The organism is Bacillus sp. UNC41MFS5 (assembly GCF_000686805.1).
Genome location: NZ_KK366020.1, coordinates 333,814 through 352,254, shown reverse-complemented (window position 1 = coordinate 352,254; position 18,441 = coordinate 333,814). Strand labels below are relative to the sequence as shown.

At 37.5% G+C, this 18,441-nt stretch carries 19 protein-coding genes; 6 read left to right on the top strand and 13 right to left on the bottom strand.

Annotated features, from left to right (window positions below):
* Nucleotides 1-17: 17 nt before the first annotated feature.
* From BR30_RS0130530 to BR30_RS0130510, 5 genes are all read right to left on the bottom strand, one after another.
* Complete coding sequence (locus BR30_RS0130530; RefSeq protein ID WP_026568356.1) at nucleotides 18-689, bottom strand: sugar transferase; 672 nt, start codon at nucleotides 687-689, stop codon at nucleotides 18-20.
* Between the two features lie 20 nt (nucleotides 690-709).
* Nucleotides 710-1,603, bottom strand: coding sequence for a UTP--glucose-1-phosphate uridylyltransferase GalU (gene galU / locus BR30_RS0130525; RefSeq protein WP_026568355.1), 894 nt, complete (start codon nucleotides 1,601-1,603; stop codon nucleotides 710-712).
* Between the two features lie 330 nt (nucleotides 1,604-1,933).
* Entirely contained in the window at nucleotides 1,934-2,698 is a 765-nt protein-coding gene (locus BR30_RS0130520) for a tyrosine-protein phosphatase (RefSeq protein WP_026568354.1), read from the bottom strand.
* An 88-nt stretch (nucleotides 2,699-2,786) separates the two neighbouring features.
* Nucleotides 2,787-3,539, bottom strand: coding sequence for a CpsD/CapB family tyrosine-protein kinase (locus BR30_RS0130515; RefSeq protein ID WP_155928983.1), 753 nt, complete (start codon nucleotides 3,537-3,539; stop codon nucleotides 2,787-2,789).
* The gene (locus BR30_RS0130510) at nucleotides 3,478-4,227 is read right to left on the bottom strand and encodes a YveK family protein (RefSeq protein WP_026568352.1); all 750 of its coding nucleotides are present in this window, start codon (nucleotides 4,225-4,227) and stop codon (nucleotides 3,478-3,480) included. The genes BR30_RS0130515 and BR30_RS0130510 overlap by 62 nt, the downstream gene beginning before the upstream one ends.
* 554 nt (nucleotides 4,228-4,781) lie before the next feature.
* On the opposite strand from BR30_RS0130510, the gene BR30_RS0130505 reads away from it, so the two are divergent.
* Nucleotides 4,782-5,474 carry a response regulator transcription factor gene (locus BR30_RS0130505; RefSeq protein ID WP_035446391.1) on the top strand — a complete coding sequence of 231 codons (693 nt, stop codon included), beginning with the start codon at nucleotides 4,782-4,784 and terminating at the stop codon, nucleotides 5,472-5,474.
* A gap of 139 nt (nucleotides 5,475-5,613) precedes the next feature.
* Nucleotides 5,614-6,969 (top strand): sensor histidine kinase, encoded by a 1,356-nt coding sequence (locus BR30_RS0130500; protein WP_231507863.1) that lies wholly within the window; start codon nucleotides 5,614-5,616, stop codon nucleotides 6,967-6,969.
* 149 nt (nucleotides 6,970-7,118) lie between these two features.
* Here BR30_RS0130500 and BR30_RS0130495 read toward each other — a convergent pair whose 3' ends face one another.
* From BR30_RS0130495 to norA, 5 genes are all read right to left on the bottom strand, one after another.
* Nucleotides 7,119-7,595: a CBO0543 family protein gene (locus tag BR30_RS0130495; protein ID WP_026568349.1), complete on the bottom strand. Its 477-nt coding sequence runs from the start codon at nucleotides 7,593-7,595 to the stop codon at nucleotides 7,119-7,121.
* Nucleotides 7,592-8,089, bottom strand: a complete 498-nt coding sequence (locus BR30_RS0130490; RefSeq protein WP_026568348.1) for a CBO0543 family protein — start codon at nucleotides 8,087-8,089, stop codon at nucleotides 7,592-7,594. Before BR30_RS0130490 ends, BR30_RS0130495 begins: the two co-directional genes overlap by 4 nt.
* Nucleotides 8,090-8,149: 60 nt before the next feature.
* On the bottom strand, nucleotides 8,150-8,656 hold the full coding sequence (locus tag BR30_RS0130485; protein ID WP_026568347.1) for a CBO0543 family protein: 507 nt from the start codon (nucleotides 8,654-8,656) through the stop codon (nucleotides 8,150-8,152).
* A 1,090-nt stretch (nucleotides 8,657-9,746) separates the two neighbouring features.
* Nucleotides 9,747-10,058 carry a hypothetical protein gene (locus tag BR30_RS0130475; RefSeq protein WP_051633849.1) on the bottom strand — a complete coding sequence of 104 codons (312 nt, stop codon included), beginning with the start codon at nucleotides 10,056-10,058 and terminating at the stop codon, nucleotides 9,747-9,749.
* Between the two features lie 251 nt (nucleotides 10,059-10,309).
* A complete protein-coding gene (norA, locus tag BR30_RS0130470) occupies nucleotides 10,310-11,503 on the bottom strand; it encodes a multidrug efflux MFS transporter NorA (RefSeq protein WP_026568344.1) in 1,194 nt (397 codons plus the stop codon).
* A gap of 119 nt (nucleotides 11,504-11,622) precedes the next feature.
* Here norA and BR30_RS0130465 point away from each other — a divergent pair, with 119 nt between their 5' ends.
* Entirely contained in the window at nucleotides 11,623-12,480 is an 858-nt protein-coding gene (locus BR30_RS0130465) for a MerR family transcriptional regulator (protein ID WP_026568343.1), read from the top strand.
* A 150-nt stretch (nucleotides 12,481-12,630) separates the two neighbouring features.
* On the opposite strand, the gene BR30_RS0130460 is transcribed toward BR30_RS0130465, so the two are convergent.
* Nucleotides 12,631-13,227 (bottom strand): class D sortase, encoded by a 597-nt coding sequence (locus BR30_RS0130460; RefSeq protein WP_026568342.1) that lies wholly within the window; start codon nucleotides 13,225-13,227, stop codon nucleotides 12,631-12,633.
* A complete protein-coding gene (locus BR30_RS0130455; RefSeq protein WP_026568341.1) occupies nucleotides 13,227-14,393 on the bottom strand; it encodes a processed acidic surface protein in 1,167 nt (388 codons plus the stop codon). The genes BR30_RS0130460 and BR30_RS0130455 overlap by 1 nt, the downstream gene beginning before the upstream one ends.
* A 608-nt stretch (nucleotides 14,394-15,001) precedes the next feature.
* Here BR30_RS0130455 and BR30_RS0130445 point away from each other — a divergent pair.
* Genes BR30_RS0130445 through BR30_RS0130435 form a run of 3 tightly spaced genes read left to right on the top strand, consistent with a single transcriptional unit; the run spans nucleotide 15,002 to nucleotide 16,746 of the window.
* On the top strand, nucleotides 15,002-15,505 hold the full coding sequence (locus BR30_RS0130445) for a hypothetical protein (protein ID WP_026568339.1): 504 nt from the start codon (nucleotides 15,002-15,004) through the stop codon (nucleotides 15,503-15,505).
* A gap of 1 nt (nucleotide 15,506) precedes the next feature.
* Nucleotides 15,507-16,151 (top strand): PspA/IM30 family protein, encoded by a 645-nt coding sequence (locus tag BR30_RS0130440; RefSeq protein ID WP_026568338.1) that lies wholly within the window; start codon nucleotides 15,507-15,509, stop codon nucleotides 16,149-16,151.
* 4 nt (nucleotides 16,152-16,155) lie between these two features.
* Nucleotides 16,156-16,746 carry a hypothetical protein gene (locus tag BR30_RS0130435; protein ID WP_026568337.1) on the top strand — a complete coding sequence of 197 codons (591 nt, stop codon included), beginning with the start codon at nucleotides 16,156-16,158 and terminating at the stop codon, nucleotides 16,744-16,746.
* 439 nt (nucleotides 16,747-17,185) lie between these two features.
* Here BR30_RS0130435 and BR30_RS0130430 read toward each other — a convergent pair whose 3' ends face one another.
* Nucleotides 17,186-18,433 carry an SH3 domain-containing protein gene (locus BR30_RS0130430; protein ID WP_026568336.1) on the bottom strand — a complete coding sequence of 416 codons (1,248 nt, stop codon included), beginning with the start codon at nucleotides 18,431-18,433 and terminating at the stop codon, nucleotides 17,186-17,188.
* Between the last annotated feature and the right edge of the window lie 8 nt (nucleotides 18,434-18,441).

The following is an 18,441-nucleotide window of genomic DNA, read 5'->3' as shown; positions in this document are numbered from 1 at the left end:
TTTTCATTACCTCTTTTCTAGAATGCATCTTTCGATCCAAATAATACTAGGACCGTTTTTAAAATGATCTTTATATCATATAAGAAGGAACGTTCTCGGATATATTGAAGATCCAATTCCACCATTTCTTCAAACCCTACACTGTTTCTCCCACTTACTTGCCAGAGTCCTGTACAGCCTGGTGTGACTAATAAACGTTGCTTGTCATACTCAGAATAAACAGCCACTTCTCTAGGAAGCGGTGGACGGGGACCAACCAAACTCATATCCCCTTTTAAAACATTAAATAGTTGGGGCAATTCATCAATACTCGTTTTCCTGATAAACTTACCAATTTTAGTGATCCTTGGGTCATCCTTCATTTTAAACATGGCACCAGATACCTCATTATGCTTTAACAGCTCTTGTAACTTTTCCTCCGCATTGGATATCATCGAACGGAATTTATACATTTTAAACTCTTTTCCATTCAGTCCAACTCTTTTCTGTGAAAACAGAATTGCTCCCTTTGGATCTTCGATTTTAATTAAAATAGCAATAATAATAAAAAGGAAACCTAAAAGAATAATCCCAAATGAAGAACCAATAATATCTATTAATCTTTTGATGAATACGTATGCTTTTCCGTCATTAACAAGTGATTTCTGGTTTTCTAAATAAGATACTTCTTGATTTGCAAGATTAGACAACCGTGACCCCTTCCTTCTCTCTATAACATTACTTTTTCTTTATCTAATGAAGAAACTAGATTTTTTAGGTAATCCAGCATATCGTCATGGAGGTCATCATGCTGCAAAGCAAATTCAATCGTAGTCTTAACAAAGCCGAATTTTTCACCGACGTCATAGCGTTTGCCTTCAAAGTCATAAGCAAATACTCGTTGGATTTCATTTAAGCGTTGAATCGCATCTGTAAGTTGAATCTCTCCACCCGCACCTTTTTCCTGACGGTCAAGGAACATAAAGATTTCTGGGGTTAGGATATAGCGACCCATGATAGCTAAATTAGAAGGTGCTGTACCTAGTTTTGGTTTTTCAACAAAGTTATTAACTTGATATCGTCTTCCATTCTGAGTGGAAGGATCAATTATTCCATAGCGGTTAGTTTCATTTTCAGGTACTTTCTGCACTCCAATTACTGAAGAAAAAGTTTCTTCATATTGATTTATTAACTGTTTTAGGCAAGGAGTCTCGCTTTGAACAATATCGTCTCCTAAAAGGACCGCGAATGGTTCATTCCCAATAAAGTTTCGCGCAGACCAAACCGCATGTCCAAGACCCTTTGGCTCTTTTTGGCGAATGTAATGGATATCCGCTAGATTTGTAGCATACTGAACTCGTTCCAAAATATCATACTTTTCTTTCTCTATTAAATTCTGTTCCAACTCCACAGCATTGTCGAAATGATCTTCAATCGCTCGTTTTCCTTTACCAGTTACAATGATAATATCTTCAATACCAGATGCCACAGCCTCTTCTACTATGTACTGAATGGTCGGCTTATCGACAATTGGAAGCATTTCTTTCGGCATTGCTTTTGTTGCTGGCAAAAATCTTGTCCCCAGCCCTGCAGCTGGAATAATGGCTTTTCTTACTCTTTTCACTGTTAATTCCCCCACTATTATTCTTTTGTTTATCTACTGAACTCTTTCCTTTACTAAAGCAAAGGGGCAAAAAAATAAATATCTAATGGAATTGCAAGTGCTTTCACACTTATTCTTTCATTAGATATTTATTGTTTTATTAATAATTGGGCATTTAACCCAGCCTCACATCATGCTCTTGACGACATGCGTCTAAGGTCCCTCCGTAAAAGTACCCACAGCACAATCGAGTGCCCCCATCGATAACGGATAGGAGGCGTCGCCGATCAGGCGACTTAGCCTGATAAAGGTGTAAATTGATAATCTGCTAACACTTATCGGCTTAGTCGGTTAAAAGATGTTAAAAAACCTCTTCTTTTTAATCCGTTCAGGCACTTCTTTATAAACATGACTGCCCTCAATCACTAATTCAGCATTCTCTTGGAATAAATAAACCATGTCAATCCCGTACTTAACTTGTACAATATCGAAAGCTTCTCCCATTTTAAACGTCCGGTTGCTCGTATTATGTGCATCCGAGGCAATGAAATGAGTAAGGTTTGCATCGATTAATTGGAGGGAAAAACTTTTAATCTTTTTTCCAAAGTCCCCGCAGATACTTGCAGCAGTAACTTGTGTTAATGCTCCCTTTTCCACAAGGCGATATAGGATTTCTGGGCGCTCGATAATTTCTTGATTCCGTTCCGGATGAACAATCACCGGAATGAGTCCCTTTGTCTGCAAATCATAAAACAACTTCTCCGTGTATCTTGGGACATGGCCAGACGAAAATTCTACCAATACATATTGTGTATGATCGATTGGTAGAATTTCACCTACCTCATATCCCTCAACCATTTCACCATAGATCCGTGTTTCTTGACCTGGCAGAACCTTTAAATCTATCTTTTCTTCTAGTAAGGCCTTGTTCAATTCTCTAACTCTATCAATAATGGTTTGTTTGGGGTTTTCGTAACGATTGTTCAAATGATGCGGTGTGGCGACAATCGTATGAATTCCTTGTTCGACAGCCATCTTGGCCATATTAACACTATCCGACAAATTTCTTGCCCCATCATCTACGCCAGGTAATATATGACTATGCAAATCAACCATTGGTCACACACGCTTTCCAATTAACTGTTATTTTTCAACGACAATTATCATAGTAACACGTATCGGGGTTAGGATTTGTCGAAATTTGTCACCTAGAACCATAATAATAATAATAATCTCCATTTTGGACTTCTTTATGGTTCAAGACGACACCAAGTAATTTACTTTGAGCATGTTCAAGTAATTCTTTACCTTTTTTCGCTTGGTCGATCTCTGTTTTCTCACTAAATACCACCATAATTGAAGCATCCACCTGATTTGCAAGAATTTGCGGGTCAGCTACCGCTAACAATGGGGGAGTATCAAAGATAATATATTCAAACTGAGACTTTGCGTCTTCAATAAATTGTTCCATAGATTTCGAGCTTAATAGCTCAGCAGGATTCGGTGGAATCGGTCCACTCGTTAGGATATATAAATCCTGTTCATTAGTTTCTAGTACTGTTTTTTCAAGTTCTCTTTGCTTTGTTAATACCGTCGTAAATCCAAATAAGTTATTCATCCCAAATGTATGATGAACGGTTGGTTTACGTAAGTCAGCGTCGACTAATAATACCTTTTTACCTAACTGTGCGAATGAAACAGCAAGGTTCGACGCTGTTGTCGACTTACCTTCTGCAGGTCCTGAAGAAGTAACCATGATTGCTTTCAACTCTTCATCTACAGAAGAATATTGGATATTTGTTCGAATTGTCCGGTATTGCTCAGAAATCGGTGACTTCGGATCGAGTGCTGTGACCAACTTACGGCTTGCGTCTTTACTGTTCAGTTTCTTCTTCTTAAGCGCCAATATCCTCACCTCTTCCCTTAGATTTCTTTGCTGCACGGCGTGCTGCTGCATCTTCCATCTTTTGATCATCAATCGTTGCAATGACACCTAGGATTGGAAGACCTAAGATTTTATCTACATCTTGTTCGTTTTTAATTGTGTTATTAAAGTACTCAAGTAAGAAGGCAAGACCGACACCGGCCATTAAACCAACAACAAGTGCGATAGCCACGTTTAATAATGGTCTTGGTTTGATTGGTGATGGATTTTCAGCCACAGCGGCTTCTGATAGGATTGTGACATTATTGACATTCATTATGCTGCTAATCTCTTTACTAAACACTTGCGCAGTTTTATTCGCAATTTGTGCCGCTACTGTCGCATCAGGATCTTGAACTGATAAGTTAACAACTTGAGAATCCTTTTCGCTTCCCACAGTAATCTTTCCCTTTAACTGAGCAGCTGTCATATTTAAATTAAGTTGTTTAGAAACAATATCTAATATTCTTGGACTAGTAATGATTACGTTATAGGTATTAATTAATTGAAGGTTGGTTTGAACTTCATTCGTTTGATACAAGGATTGTTCACTTTTCTTTTGGTTCACAAGAATTTGGGTAGAAGCCTGGTAAATCGGGGTTAAGAAATAATAACTCACCACTCCACTAATGATGGCGGCAATTACTGTTATCGACACGATTAGTACTAATCGTTTTTTCAATGTCTCGAGCAGCTCTTTTAAACTAATAGTCTCTTCCATTTCGTCCTCCTATAATTTCGATACAAAACATTGTCTATTATATCATAATTTGTAACATCTTTATATTATTTGTAAAAATTTTGTCATAATATTAATGTTTACAACAAAAACAATTATACATTATTTGTGAAGTTTTGATCATAAAGATTTTGTAAAAAATTATCTAATAAACAATTTTTTGCAAGAAATCCAAATGGAAGATTACTTCCAATTTTTCAAGGAAGTTATTGTATTGTATATCTCCCTTATTCGTTGTAAATATTTGTAACAATATTTATTAAACCATAATACGCAGAAAGTCACCACTTACCGTTTAGTGATTGTTTTCTGACAGGATTGTCAGAATTATATCGTCATAAAACATTTAAAATGGTGTATATAAAGATTTTCACCTTGTAAAAGTGCAAAAACTTGCAATAAAAATGTAGGTGTTTTGTTATATAGTCTCAAAAAGGGATGACTAATGTATTTGTATATAGGTAGCAACAAATCAGTATACGGGAACTTTAATATTTTTCGCTTCATTGTAGAAAATTATTAGAGAGGTGGAGAATATGCGATTATTAATTTTGGATGACGATACTGAGATTGGGTCTTTTTTGCAGGAGATGTTACAAGAAGCATCCTTTGAGGTGGATTACTTTGATAATGCTAAAGACACATACAATGCCGCACTAAAGAACGAATATGACTTAATGCTTTTAGATATAACGCTGGATACTCATGCCCAACATGGCTTATTGTGCTCTGGTTTTGACATAGCCAGAATGGTAAATGAAAAAAAGACTATTCCATATATGTACGTAACTGCTAGAGCGGATCCTACAGATATTACACAAGGGCTGTATTCGGGGGCGGAAGATTACATTACAAAGCCTTATAATATACCTGTATTGATTGCAAAAATTCAAACAGTGATACGAAGATTACAAAAATCTTCTAAGCCTGATATCGGCTTATTGCCTTACAAAGACCTGTCAATATCCTTAATCAGTCGTAGAGTAACGGTAGGGAAACAATTGGTTCATCTAAGCCCTATGCTGTATGACATCCTTGTATATTTACTTAAAAACAAAAACCATACGGTTTCACGCGAGGAATTAGCAAAAGAAGTATGGGGATACAATGATGAAATATCCGATTCTGACAAAAATAAAATTGATGTAGCGATTAAGCGATTACGTGAGACGATACCATCTGATTATATACAAACGATACGCGGGGTAGGATACATCATTGAAGACTAAAAAAATTCCAACTTTAAAAGTCACTATCCGGATCCTTACACTTGTTTCTGTTCTACTTTCTATCACAATTTGTGTTATCGCCCCTATTGTACTAATGTACGGATTGCATACCTACATTATTATCGAGGGTGAAAGAAACTTGCAGCGAACGAAAAAAATCGTTAGGACATTGAACATACCTGAACCAGTAATATCTAATGAAGGGAAAAACATATACCTTTCTAAATTAGCATTAAAAAACTCTGTTGTTTATCTTCATAACTTTGAAACTGATAAGGTACGTGCCTTTAACCCGCTCATAAAAAAAGATGAGGCTCATACTCCTGAAGTAGCATTCCTTAGAGTAAACGAAATTAAAGTGAATCGGATTTATCGAACCGCTATTAACCGCGTTATGGCTGCGAATATCTATTTAGTAAAGAAAGGAATTATTACACTGCCTGATTATATACTTGTTAAGAAAATCGGGTCCGATTATTATGTTTTTACACTCCAAGATACTGTCGCCGATCCCTATGACTTTAGAGGACAAGCAGGATATTATACAAATATCCCACATGGATTTCAAGATCTATTTCACTATACCTTGGGAGCATTTTCTGTATCTTTAATAGTTTTTTATATTGTTTTATTCGTAGCTGCTTTTTATGCGATGAGGGGTGTGTTTGTTCCTTTGGACCGTGCATTAAAGAAGCTGATTGATGTAAACAAAGGAATGTTGAGTGAGCGAATTCCAATAGCGGGTGGCAAAAATGATTATGTTGCAGACATAAGTCAGCAAATAAATATCATTTTAGAACGAGCGGAGAAAGCCGTCTTGTCACAGCAGCAAAGTGCTCGTGAAATCACCCATCAAATACGAACACCACTAACATCTATTTTGCATTCCGTTGATTATTTTCGCATGTTCGGATTTAAAAATGAAAAAAAAGTAGAAGAACGGCTCGATATTATCGCATCACAGGTTGAACGCATTTCTTCTATGACAGATAAGATTATTACGTTGTCAAACTTACAAGAAATAGAAACTGAAAATGGGAATCAATATAATTTGTCACGTCATATCAATCATTATCTTGCTAGGAAAAAGACGGATGTCGATAAAATCACCTATGAGCGGAACATACAAGAGGGTATCTTCACATTTATTCCGTATGAGCACATCCTGCAAATATTGGATTCCCTAATGGAAAATGCGGTGAAATATTCGTTTGAACCAAAAAAGATTTATACTGGATTGTCTGCAGATGAAACAAGTATTCAAATTACTGTAAGAAATAGAGGTGTGGAAATACCAGAGGATGAAATGGAAAAGATCTTTGAACATTCTTATCGAGCAAAAGCTGTACAAAAAGATTATGTTGGCACGGGATTGGGCTTAGCTGTTGTCAAGAGATTCGTGGAGTTGCATAAGGGGCGGACTCATGTTACCAGTGCAAATAATATGACTACATTTGTCGTTACATTACCTAACAAAATAAAGGGTAAAGAATGACTCAAGAAAAAATCCTAGGCCGGTGCTTTAACAGAAGAGCAGAGTGACATAAATAAGGGAACTTCATACGAAGTTCCCTATTTTTTTGATTTTGATAAGGATGCTATTGGTGTATGATATCGCACACTCAAACGCAATACCATAATTTTTTAATCCATGTCCTTTAAGATCCCCCTGTAAAACCACACACTAAACCTGCGGGTCACCATAAAGGTCAAAAACAGAGAAATCCATGTACAATACCATGTCCAGTGGTGATACTCAATTAAGCCTGTATATTTTTCGATAAATATTTCGGGAACAGTCAGGGCGGTACAGTAGGCAGCATAGTACAGGAACTTTATGAACTTGCTTTGGGTGTACGGATAAAATACATTAAAGATGCCAGCAACAGCTGGATAGACAAAAAACTCATAGGTAAAACTAGCACGGTTGACATCAGCAAATAACCTGACAGGATAGGTAATCAGCCCATATTCAACGACTATTAAACCAAGAATCCAGGTGATGGCCTGAGTGAATAAAAAGGCGGTTACGGCTAAACGGATTTTATTTTTTGGAATGATTAACAGCAGCCCCAAAGTCAATACCCAAACGGCAAGTAAAATCCACCATTCTAGTTTCATTTAGCAGCCTCCTGATCCTGGCGAAAATACTCCTTGTCTTTAAAAAACCATTGATAAATCACGTTGGTCGCGGCATAGATACAAAAGAAATCCAGCCAGGTAAAATACCAGGCATAGTGGACGTATTCGACCAAGTTTGTATAATTCACCAACATTTGATCATAAATGGCGATAACCGAACTCCAAACGGACAAGTAGATCAGACGAATCAAATAAGAACTTCTTTTTGGCTCATAGGCGATATATAACCCAGAAAGGAGCGGATAAAAGAAATACTCCGTCGTGATTAGTAGGTCTGTTGCTTTCGGAAATTCACGAACCGGAAAGGCAAGCAGATTGAATTCTACATGGAACAGTGAATTCACCCATAAAAGCGCCTGACAGATCAGGAGGGTAACCAACACTTTTCTGTACCGTTTTTTCGGAGTAAAGAAAATATAGGCGATTATACCAATGACCCACATAAGAATAATAATGACGTAATCGACTGACATCCCTTATGACCTCTCTTTTCGTAGTTGCAGCTTGTTCAATTCTTCAATGGGAGCTGGCTATTACTTAATGGAAATGTGAAAGTAACGTAGCAGAAACACAATCACGACAATCGAGAGACCGTACGTTAGGAACGGTCGTGAGTAATGAAGGCGAATCATCGAGTACATGATCATATAAAAAAACGGCTCCATCCAATACTCATAGCCATTATTGAGAATCAGCCGATTCATTTTATAAAGAGGATATTCGACGATGAGTGAGCCAACTATCCAGTAGAGAATATAACGAACTTGCTTACCTTTTGGCTTTGAAAATGGATAATGGCTTAAGAATAGCAGGGTGATTGCCGGGAGGTTGATAAAGGTATATATTAAATCAACAAGCGTATGTGATTTCAGAAGTAGATCCGGGTTCTGTTTCCAAAGCATATGATCCTTGCACAACACATTGTATAGCAGGTTACAAATGATTACGTAATAAATGGTGCGAATGTATTTCTGCCAATGGCGCCAATCACCCTTCCAAAACGCCAGACCAATTAGAATTACCGTTAACAGTACGTGCATAGCTCCCCTCCAATGAATTGGTGAGATGATCAATGAATTGGTGAGATGATCAATGGATTGCTTATTGAAGTGCCGATTATATCTTCCCCTATGGAGAGGAAAATAACCCAGTCGAATCCTGTTTAAAATATTGATATATAGGCTAATTAGTGGAATTTGGTTTGTCAGTTGAAAACGTTAACAATATTTTGGCATATATAATAGAAGAAACTCGGTTATTCGTGGTGCCAGGGGGACGATTCTGGTGGTCACTCTGCCGTCTCGCCCGGTATTTTTTTATCTGATTTTCTTTTAAATTGTGGCGGTAAAACTCATTCTCCAAATACTTCTGTTTAAAGCAAATCCTCTGAAGCTTTTTGTCATAATATCACCTTTAAAGTGCATAAAAAATACACCGACTCATTTGAGTGGTGTTTCTGGATTTTGGATAAAAAAAAGGGTCAATCTCATTTGAAGGGAGAATGGCCGAAATAAAGAAAAAAGCTAATAAACAATACGAAAGGTTCTTTGCATTTTTTGTCCGTATGTTACAAATAATTTTCAAATTTTTTTAACATACGGTCTTAAAGACCAGGGAGACGGTTTTGGTGGCACACCGCTGAGGATGGATTTCGCCAAATTAGACTGGGATTTCGCTAAAATGTGGCGTTTGTCGCCAACTTCAGGAGTTATTTTATTGCCTGGATGGATAGAAAGATACATACAGCAGCGGAAATAAAATGATAGAAGTTACACGATTCCTCCTCAACTTAATACCGTAAGCATTAAAAAAATAGCCGCAGCTAATTTGGAACCGCTTTGAAAATAAGCATGATTGGAGAAATATGAACTGCTAAAAAGAATTGATATAAGCAGAGTTGTAGAGATTAGTAGTTTAAACCACAAAGGCTCAGTTAGGAATTGTTTGATCATGAATTTTATCCAATGCATGAGAGGTGTAACTCCCTTCAAGATTTTTCATCCTAATTAAGCATATGGTGTGTGATTTGTTTAAATACGTTTTAATCCTTCGGGAGTATAAAAGAATACACCAGCCAACTTATGATACATACCTTTGTACAACCAAATCCAAAAGGACCAAGCCAGAGTCTCACCACAAGGGTTTTTCGTGATTGATCTCCTTCCTCTCTAATTGTTTGTTAAGCAATTTGAGAAAATATAACTGAGCTTTTGGACTATTCATTAATCTCTTTACCCGAAACGGACTATCTAAATATCGTCGTGTTCTATAGTTCATCACGAACAATTTTCGATACTTTTCATCCTGGTATAATTCTTGAAACCACGGCTGTTTATTCAATTGATGGATATGGGAATCAATTCTTCTTGTATCAATACTTCTCCATTCATACAATGGGCTTGTAATCGCTATGATAACATCAAGAATATAAGATACCTTCATTTTGCTTACCTCCTAGGGAAGACCATGGGGGCCATTCTGGTGGCTCAGAATTTACCTTTATAAAGACTAATATACCCATCCCTTTGGAAATTGATATATTGGACAAACTACTGAACAACTAATTTTCCTATAAAATCATATCTAAAAAAAATTGTTCCCGTCATACGAAAAAAGCGTTCCTTCTTATTAAAGAAAGGCACCATATAGTTTAAGTATCTTGATTCACAATTTTTGTCTTTATTTCAATTTGATCAATTAGCTACACTAGCCTTCACTTCGTTTGAAGAATCACTTGCTTGCTTCTTCCAGAACAATGTAATAACTATTCCCAGAAATAGTATCACAGTCGCAAAGTAGTAAGGGTAGTTAATATCAATATCAAATAATATACCCCCTAGAATTGGTCCACTAATGTTCGCTAAACTTGTAAACATAGAGTTCATTCCACCAACGAAACCTTGTTCGTTCCCGGCGATATTTGAAAGGTATGAAGTAACTGCCGGTCGGAATATATCGAATCCTACAAAAACAATAAATGTAACAAGTAAAATAGAAAAATAGGAATGAACAACAGTCATTAAAAAGACAAGTACAGCTGATAAGAGTAAGCTATATCGAATCAGTCTAATTTCACCCCAAATTTTTGTAAGCCGATCAAATAATATGACTTGTGAAACTGCACCAAAAATGGCACCACCTGTGATAACAATGGCAATATCGGATGGTTTAAATTGAAATTTATGGTCCACAAATAGACTAAAGAACGATTCAAAAGCTGCTAAACCAAATGAGGCAATAAAAATTAAAATAAACGCAAGGAAATATTTTGGGGCAATAATACGTTTGAAACCAATCTTACCATCGGAGACTTGTTCATGATTATCTTCTCTACGATTCGGCTCAGATAATAAAATAATAGAAAGTATAGCCGCAATGGTACCAAGTGCTCCAGCAAAGAAGAATGGTATACGTGTTCCAAATTCCGCTAAGAATCCACCAATACCTGGACCAATAATAAATCCTGTACTAATAGCAGCTGACATATACCCGAGTGCTTTCGGGCGAGTATCCAAATCTGTAATATCAGCTATAAAAGCTGTTACTGCTGGCATAATGAACGCAGCACTAATTCCACCTAAAACGCGGGAAAGAAATAGCATTTCGATACCTTTTCCGATCCCAAATAATAATTCCGAAAGGCCAAAAATAAATAAGCCAATAACAATCATAATTTTCCTGCCGAATTGATCTGCCGCTTTCCCTGCAAATGGTGAAACAATCAATTGAGCAATGGCAAAAGCTGCCGTTAAATACCCCACTGTTTTCCCGGTTATCCCCAATTCATTCATCAGCGTAGGTAAGACTGGAATGACAAGACCAATTCCCAAAAAGGCTATAAATAAATTCATTAATAATAATCCTAAGGTGACTTTTTGAGTCTTCATCTTTTACATTCTCCTTAACAAAACAAATTACTTAAACTAATTTGTATATTTTTCAATTGTTTACAATTTCCATCCTAGTGTATATAGTAACTATATAGTCAAGGGTGGTGCTGTAAAAAATGGATAAAAAAAATGGCAAGTATTTAACTACTGGGGAATTTGCGAAGCTTTGTAAGGTAAACAAACAGACACTCTTTTATTATGATCAAATTGGACTTTTGTCTCCCCTATGGAAAAATGAAAAAGGTTATCGTTATTATTCAATTCACCAAATAGAGCTATTCTTTGTTATTGATTTATTAAAGGATCTTGGTATGTCGCTGAACGATATTCAAGAATATACACAAAATAAATCACCTGAAAGTTTTTTATCATTAATGCATCAAAAAAAAGAAGAGATTGTGAAAAAGCGTAAGGAGATGGAAATGAAGGAAAGAATGATTGATGCAAAAATAGCCTTAATGGAAGAAGCATCACACCTTGATTTTCAACAAATTACGATTAAACCATTACCGGAAGCAACACTTTATTTAAGTAGAAACATTGAAAATATAACGGATGAAGAATTTGTAGAGGTTATTTCAGATTTCATTAATGAGTTGAACATATCTCATCTGGATTCAGGATATCCAATAGGTAGTATTACGAAACGGGAGCACGTAATGAAGGGAGAATTCTCTAATTATAGCTTTTTATATATTGAGCAGCCACATCCAAAGGTGGGATATCCGTATTTTCAGGCTGTGAAAGGTGATTTTCTCATTGGATATCATATTGGGGATGAGAAAACATTACATAAAACATATAAGCGACTTTTTTCAGAGATGGAACGTTTAAATTTAGCCTTAGGTGATTATGTTTTTGAAGAGTATGTCTATGATACAGTTGTAATGAATCATAAGGAACATTACGTCACCAAAATTATGATACAAGTGATCAAAGAGGAGTTAGCTACTACTCCATATTTTACCATATAATGTACATCTCCACGCCGCCCCTGGAGGCTTTCCCTCCCATGTCTCAACGGGTCGATTGCCCTCTCATTCCTTCATATTACAAATAATCCCTCTTAACCTTTGGTTAAGAGGGAAATGTAAAAATAGAGGTAACTATATGATAACTGGCGATTAAGTCGAGCTAATTAAATCTGCTATTAAAATATAGCGCTGCGGTGCGTTACCAATGTATGAAAATGGATAACACGTCGTAACCGTCAGAGTAGCCCTCGGTTTAGGGACAATCACGGTCCGGTCATCGGCATCAACAATCCGTGTTCTTCTTACTTTATAAGTAAACTTGCCCGCAGATGTCCTCACAATTAATAAATCACCTTTTCCGACTTTTCCAAGTTGCCTAAACACTGTATCCCTGTGTCCTGAGAGAACTGAATTATCCTTTTCGCCAGGCAGCACGCTACCTGCAAAGTGGCCGACTCCTTTTTCCAGTTCATCTTCATTTGCCCCATGAAAAATCGGCAAGGTCTTAGAAAGCTTCGGAATGTCCAGCTCTCCCATCCGTTCTCCTATTTTGAAACGGACTGGATAAAGAGACTTCGAACCAATTTTTTCTTTTGCTGCTTTGGGTGCCATTTTTTCCTGTTTATTTTGGAATTGATCCGCATTTGATTGTTGAAAAATAGGTTTGATGTTTGATACCACAATCCATAATCCTGCAAGAACTAGGAAAATGCTAATCCACCTTCGAGCTGGGATTTTCCTCTTCATTAGGCTTGCTCTTTCCTCTTGCGGTTAAAAATGATACCTGCAAGAATCAAAAATGCTCCAACCAGTACCCACTCCATATAATGGCCTGCTGTATTTGGAAGTTTGCCACCTTTAATAGTATGCGGCTGCTTATCCTTTGTCCTTTTTACAGCAGTTTCAATTTTCTTTACAGTCTTTTCAACCTTTTTCATATCATTAACTGTTTCGTCAATTAATTCGGAGTTTAGCATGTCTGCAGGGAATAAAGCATCTGCGAGAAGCTCACCCTTTTTATTATAAAGCTCGATTAACAAGCCATAACCTTGAGCATCTTTCATCTTGACAAGCTCATTCATGGTAACAGGTTTCTTTTTACCGCCCTTTACCAGATAAAACTTCGGCTCTAATTCAACTATGTTAAAGATTTCTTCCGCAATACTGACCAACTCGGCAGCTTGTCCAGTTGTAAGCTCGCTTGTATCTTCTAAATAAATGAATGGTTCAAGGCGTTTTTCAATCGATGTCATTTTTTCTTGAACCGTAGCTTCATCTAGATTAAGGCTTTCAAAATGGGACATCATTGCCATGATTTCGCTTTCTGTAATGCCTATTTCGGAAACAATATCCTCTATTTCATTTCCGCCAATATACAAGGCTACTGCCATATCTAGATCTTCAATAGTTTCATAATTGTCCAGTGAATCGTCATTTTTTTTCAATAAATCCTTCAATTCTTGTAATGTCATATCATAATCTTCAAGTAGTTCGTTGAGGTTTTCATCTGTAATCGGATTGCCGCCTTCTTCTGTATAAAAAGAAATAGTAGAATCAAGGGCATTCATATATCGAAAGGCATCCGAAATATTGTCACCTTCTTCCATTTCTCCGTTTTCAATTAGGAAAGCAACAAGGTCTTCTTCATTTTCAAACTCGTAATCTTCTATTAATTTCTGTAGGTTTTCTTCAGTAATAGGCTCACCAAGTGTCTCTTTTAGTTCATCAATACTAGAAAAATCTTTCAAACTCAAATCATAGAAATATTCCAGATAGGAGTCTAGATCTTCTTCTGTCCAATTATTTTCGTTTAAAAATGCAGTTAGCTCACTTTGTGTCATTGCATTGCCAACAGCCGGAAAACATCCAAACAGAAGGACGACTGCCAATAAAATCTTTTGAAATTTCTTCACTTTTTTATTTCCCCCTTTATCTTTTAAAAAAACAGAAAAAAAGCGTTCCAACTATCTATTTTAGAGGAAAAATGAAGGAAAAAATAGAGTCTTAAGTACGGGAATATAAACCATGGGGACGGTTCTGGTGGTCACTATATGGGAGATCCCGCAAAAGATATCGGACAAAAATGTTCTAACCTATAAATTTCTATCAATCTGCAAATTGAAGATGCAAATCCTCAAATAGAAGACGCAAATCCTCAAATAAAATCCAAATTTGCGCAAATAAACTCCCTCTCTCAACGAATATCAGAGCCTAAGGGTGCTTTAAGCTTTGTTATTAGTTCAACCGAGCAACTTATCAGCGATAAATCGAAGGATATCAGCGAATTGGACCATTTTATCAGCGGAAATACACTTTTATCAGCGAAACTAGCATTATATCAGCGGAAGACCACCAGGAGACCTTCGGACGGTTCATGTGGTCACACTTTCATCTCAAAAAAAGACATGAGAACCGTCCCTATGGTTCTTAAGAAAAAGTTAAGAGTCGTTGGGCATAATCATTCTTGTAAACAAGAAAACAACAAAAATCAAATAAATTACATTTTAGGAGGAATTTTAGAATGAAGAAAAAATGGTTATTTTGGCTTCCAGTTGGAGCAGCTACAATTTGGGCCGGTTCACATCTACTTCCGGGGTTTGGGCACTTTGGCCACTTCGGCGGTCATGACATGATGCAGGCAGGTTCTGGCCAAGGGATGATGCAAGGCGGTCGAGGTCCTGGCATGATGGGACATGGAGGCAGGCCTGGATTTGACTTTGGTTGGACAAGAGCCCTTGTCGGTGCCGGGATTGCACTCTTTGGTGTCTCCCTTCGCAAACATGCAGAAGATAAGGTTTGGAAAAAGTGGGCTGGTTACGGATTAATCGGTGTTGGTCTTGTCACAGCTTTAAAGGCAGCCCTTCCGGTTCTAGCCATTGGTGCGGGCGCTTACTGGTTGTTTAAGAAAGTGGGCTCCTCTAAATCAAAAGAGTTCAGCCCCATCGGCTACACGACACCAGTGGTAAACAACAACTCACACATTTTGGATACATGGGAAAAGAATCTTTCTAAGGAGGAAATGTAAAATGGGTATTTTTAATCGAGTAAAAACAATGGTGATGGCAGATATACATGAAGTTCTGGATAAGGTGGAAGATCCAATCAGTTTAATGAATCAATATATGCGTGAATTGGACGAGCAGGTGGATAAGGCAAAGGATGCATTAGGGCAGCAGCTGTACTTAGAAAAACGTCAGGGGCTGCTGGTGGCAGAGGCACAAGTTTTGGTTGCGAAACGAACTCGCCAAGCAGAGCTTGCTGTCGCAAACGGTGAGGACACCCTCGCAAGGATTGCTCTTCAAGAAAAATTGAAAGAGGAAGCCAAGCTGAAGCTCTATGCAGAGCAGTATGCGGCAATAAAACAACAGACGTCGGCACTCCGTGATCAAATTGATGTATTACTTGAAAAATACAACGAATTAGCAAACAGGCGCCTAGTGCTCCTCTCACGTGCACATGCCGCAAAAGCGCAAGAGCAGTTGCAAGCAGCGATCGCTTCCTTCAATACGGACAATGCCTTGAAAGGGTTCAATCGAGTGGAAGATTATGTTCAACAACTAGAGGCACAGGCGTTGGCCGCTTCCTACTTTACCCCATCTGCCCCTCCTGTAAACTTGGAAATACAGGAAGCGGTAGAACGTGAATTGGCACAGCTAAAGGAAAGTAAGTAGGCTTATGAAGGAATCGAAAAAGCAGAGGAAAGGTTGGCGCTGGCTGCTCGGAGCTTTTGTTTTAAGCGTTGTTGTATTATTTCTTGGCCAGCAATATGCCAAGCCAGGTGGAGTAACCCAAACCTTTATTCAAGGCATAATCAACCAAGGCACAGATTTCATGAAAAACTTGGGGACCAATCTGAAAACAACCATAATAGAGCTGGGACAAGCCTACGTACCAAGCAGTGTAGAGACAATGGTTTCACCTTTGAGCGCAACATTAGGGATAAGTGCTGATGAGTTCATTTTATTCAATATTTTATTTTTCGCTATAACTTTCGCTGCTTTACTAACAGGCTGGTACCTACGCAAGTTTGGCAAGAATAAATGGTTAGGCTATATTCTTAGCTTCATTGGCTTTCTTCCCCTCTTACCTGTGATGATTGCTGGATCGATTGTTTATTGGATGGGGAAAAAATACTGGATGGGTGGTAGAGTCCATTCGAACAAGGAATCAGCTGTGCCACGAGATCATTCAACACCCGATAAAGGGTCCAGTCCTGTTGATGATTGGGAACAAGCATTTAACAGAATGGAGAAATTACAAGCATAGTGAATCGCCGAAAGACTGCTATATAGCAGTCTTCAGGCTATCGGAAAAATTCGATAGCCTTTTTTATTTTTCGTATTATAAAAATTTAAGACATTTACTGGAGATTAATTTGAAATCACCTCAAGCTAGAGATATTTATAACATATTTTAAGAGATTTATGACATAATTCAGGGTTTTAAATTAAAGTCATTCCCATCAAAGCTTCTTTTCTGTGTAAATCTACCTCTTAAACACTAAATCCCATTATTTTTTTAACAACCTAACCAGTCTATGGGCGAATTATGGTGCTTAACGAGCGAATTTTCGGATTCTATCAGCGAATTTCTTAGCCAAATCAGCGAATTTCTTAGCTCAATCAGCGAATTTTTGAGTTTAATCAGCGAATCTAAGAAAGCAACAATCCATTAGAGAAAGCCAAATACCTGAGGCTAACTTTATTTATTGAACAGAAAGTAAAGTCATTTGTTGACCCCGTTTCCCTTCAAGGGTTAGGGATACTTTTTGCCCAATATGTTCTACTAATTCCTTTATCAACTCTCCTGATGCTTTGGCAGCATACGTGTTTCCATTAGCCGTAATAAAACGAAACGTTCCATTAGGGTCTACGGCTTGAAGTTGCGCTGATACTTTTATTTGATTAGTAGTGACAGTTGCTATATTGGCAGGGATGTTAATTTTTTGCCCAATTTTCAACTTTACTGGGTCAACGGTTGGATTTAGTTCTTGAATGGATGTGACTGAGATATTTAAGGCTTTACTGATTTTTACAAACGTATCACCAGGCTTAATCACATACATAGATGAACTTGGTTTTGTTGTTGCTGGTTTGTTCATAGTTAAGTAGGTTTCACTGACAAACGCCGTTTTACCGTTGAAATCAATTTGAGCCCACCCTTTATTAGAGGATCTCACCGACACACGATCGTTTAACTTTAACATACCTATTACCGTACCACTCGTAGAGGTAGCTTCTCTCACTCTTAATGTTGTCGCATTTACATACATCGTTTTGGCTTGAGTTATAGCTGGCTTAGTCGTTTCCCCTGGTGTAGTAAGATAATTAGCATTCACAAAACAAACTCTTCCTTTGATCAGAATGCGTGCCCAACCGTTTTCTACGAATGAAACCTTCACAACTTCCCCTTTTTTATAGGTTCCTATGATACTGCTTTCTGTCGTCGGATGTGTCCGAACATTTAGCGTTGTGGCATTCACCGTTCGATTATGTACTTTTGGTAAAAGGATTTTTTTCCCGTTGATGGAAGTCAGCCCATTGGCCTCTAAAATTTCTTGTGGGGTTACCCCATGTGCCGCCGCAATCGCTTCGATTTTTTCACCACTTTTTACCTGATAGGTATATTCCTCAATAAAGGCCGCATTGGCTGTGCTTGCAAAAAAGCTAAGGACAATAGTAAATATCCCAGTCACGACTAGATTTTTTACAGGGCTTTTTTGAATCATTTGGTTAACCTGTGACACATATGAATTCCAATTGGCACGAATATCTTTTAGGATTCCTTTGATATCTAATACATTACGAATATCAAAATAATTGAATCTTTGATCATATTGGCGTTTTTCCATCCTCGAAGTGAACTCTGGTGCACTTTTTGTTTGCTTGCTTTTTCCATGAGTTTCTTTTCTGATAATAGCTAATTCACCATTCACAAATAATTTGTTCGTCATATTCACTA

What these genes read in the sequence shown, in the direction of transcription:
- BR30_RS0130520 (WP_026568354.1), bottom strand. Translation starts at nt 2,698, where the DNA reads ATGGTTGATTTGCATAGTCATATATTACCTGGCGTAGATGATGGGGCA.
- BR30_RS0130515 (WP_155928983.1), bottom strand. Translation starts at nt 3,539, where the DNA reads ATGCAGCAGCACGCCGTGCAGCAAAGAAATCTAAGGGAAGAGGTGAGG.
- BR30_RS0130510 (WP_026568352.1), bottom strand. Translation starts at nt 4,227, where the DNA reads ATGGAAGAGACTATTAGTTTAAAAGAGCTGCTCGAGACATTGAAAAAA.
- BR30_RS0130505 (WP_035446391.1), top strand. Translation starts at nt 4,782, where the DNA reads ATGCGATTATTAATTTTGGATGACGATACTGAGATTGGGTCTTTTTTG.
- BR30_RS0130495 (WP_026568349.1), bottom strand. Translation starts at nt 7,595, where the DNA reads ATGAAACTAGAATGGTGGATTTTACTTGCCGTTTGGGTATTGACTTTG.
- BR30_RS0130490 (WP_026568348.1), bottom strand. Translation starts at nt 8,089, where the DNA reads ATGTCAGTCGATTACGTCATTATTATTCTTATGTGGGTCATTGGTATA.
- BR30_RS0130485 (WP_026568347.1), bottom strand. Translation starts at nt 8,656, where the DNA reads ATGCACGTACTGTTAACGGTAATTCTAATTGGTCTGGCGTTTTGGAAG.
- BR30_RS0130475 (WP_051633849.1), bottom strand. Translation starts at nt 10,058, where the DNA reads ATGAAGGTATCTTATATTCTTGATGTTATCATAGCGATTACAAGCCCA.
- norA (WP_026568344.1), bottom strand. Translation starts at nt 11,503, where the DNA reads ATGAAGACTCAAAAAGTCACCTTAGGATTATTATTAATGAATTTATTT.
- BR30_RS0130465 (WP_026568343.1), top strand. Translation starts at nt 11,623, where the DNA reads ATGGATAAAAAAAATGGCAAGTATTTAACTACTGGGGAATTTGCGAAG.
- BR30_RS0130460 (WP_026568342.1), bottom strand. Translation starts at nt 13,227, where the DNA reads ATGAAGAGGAAAATCCCAGCTCGAAGGTGGATTAGCATTTTCCTAGTT.
- BR30_RS0130445 (WP_026568339.1), top strand. Translation starts at nt 15,002, where the DNA reads ATGAAGAAAAAATGGTTATTTTGGCTTCCAGTTGGAGCAGCTACAATT.
- BR30_RS0130440 (WP_026568338.1), top strand. Translation starts at nt 15,507, where the DNA reads ATGGGTATTTTTAATCGAGTAAAAACAATGGTGATGGCAGATATACAT.
- BR30_RS0130435 (WP_026568337.1), top strand. Translation starts at nt 16,156, where the DNA reads ATGAAGGAATCGAAAAAGCAGAGGAAAGGTTGGCGCTGGCTGCTCGGA.
- BR30_RS0130430 (WP_026568336.1), bottom strand. Translation starts at nt 18,433, where the DNA reads ATGACGAACAAATTATTTGTGAATGGTGAATTAGCTATTATCAGAAAA.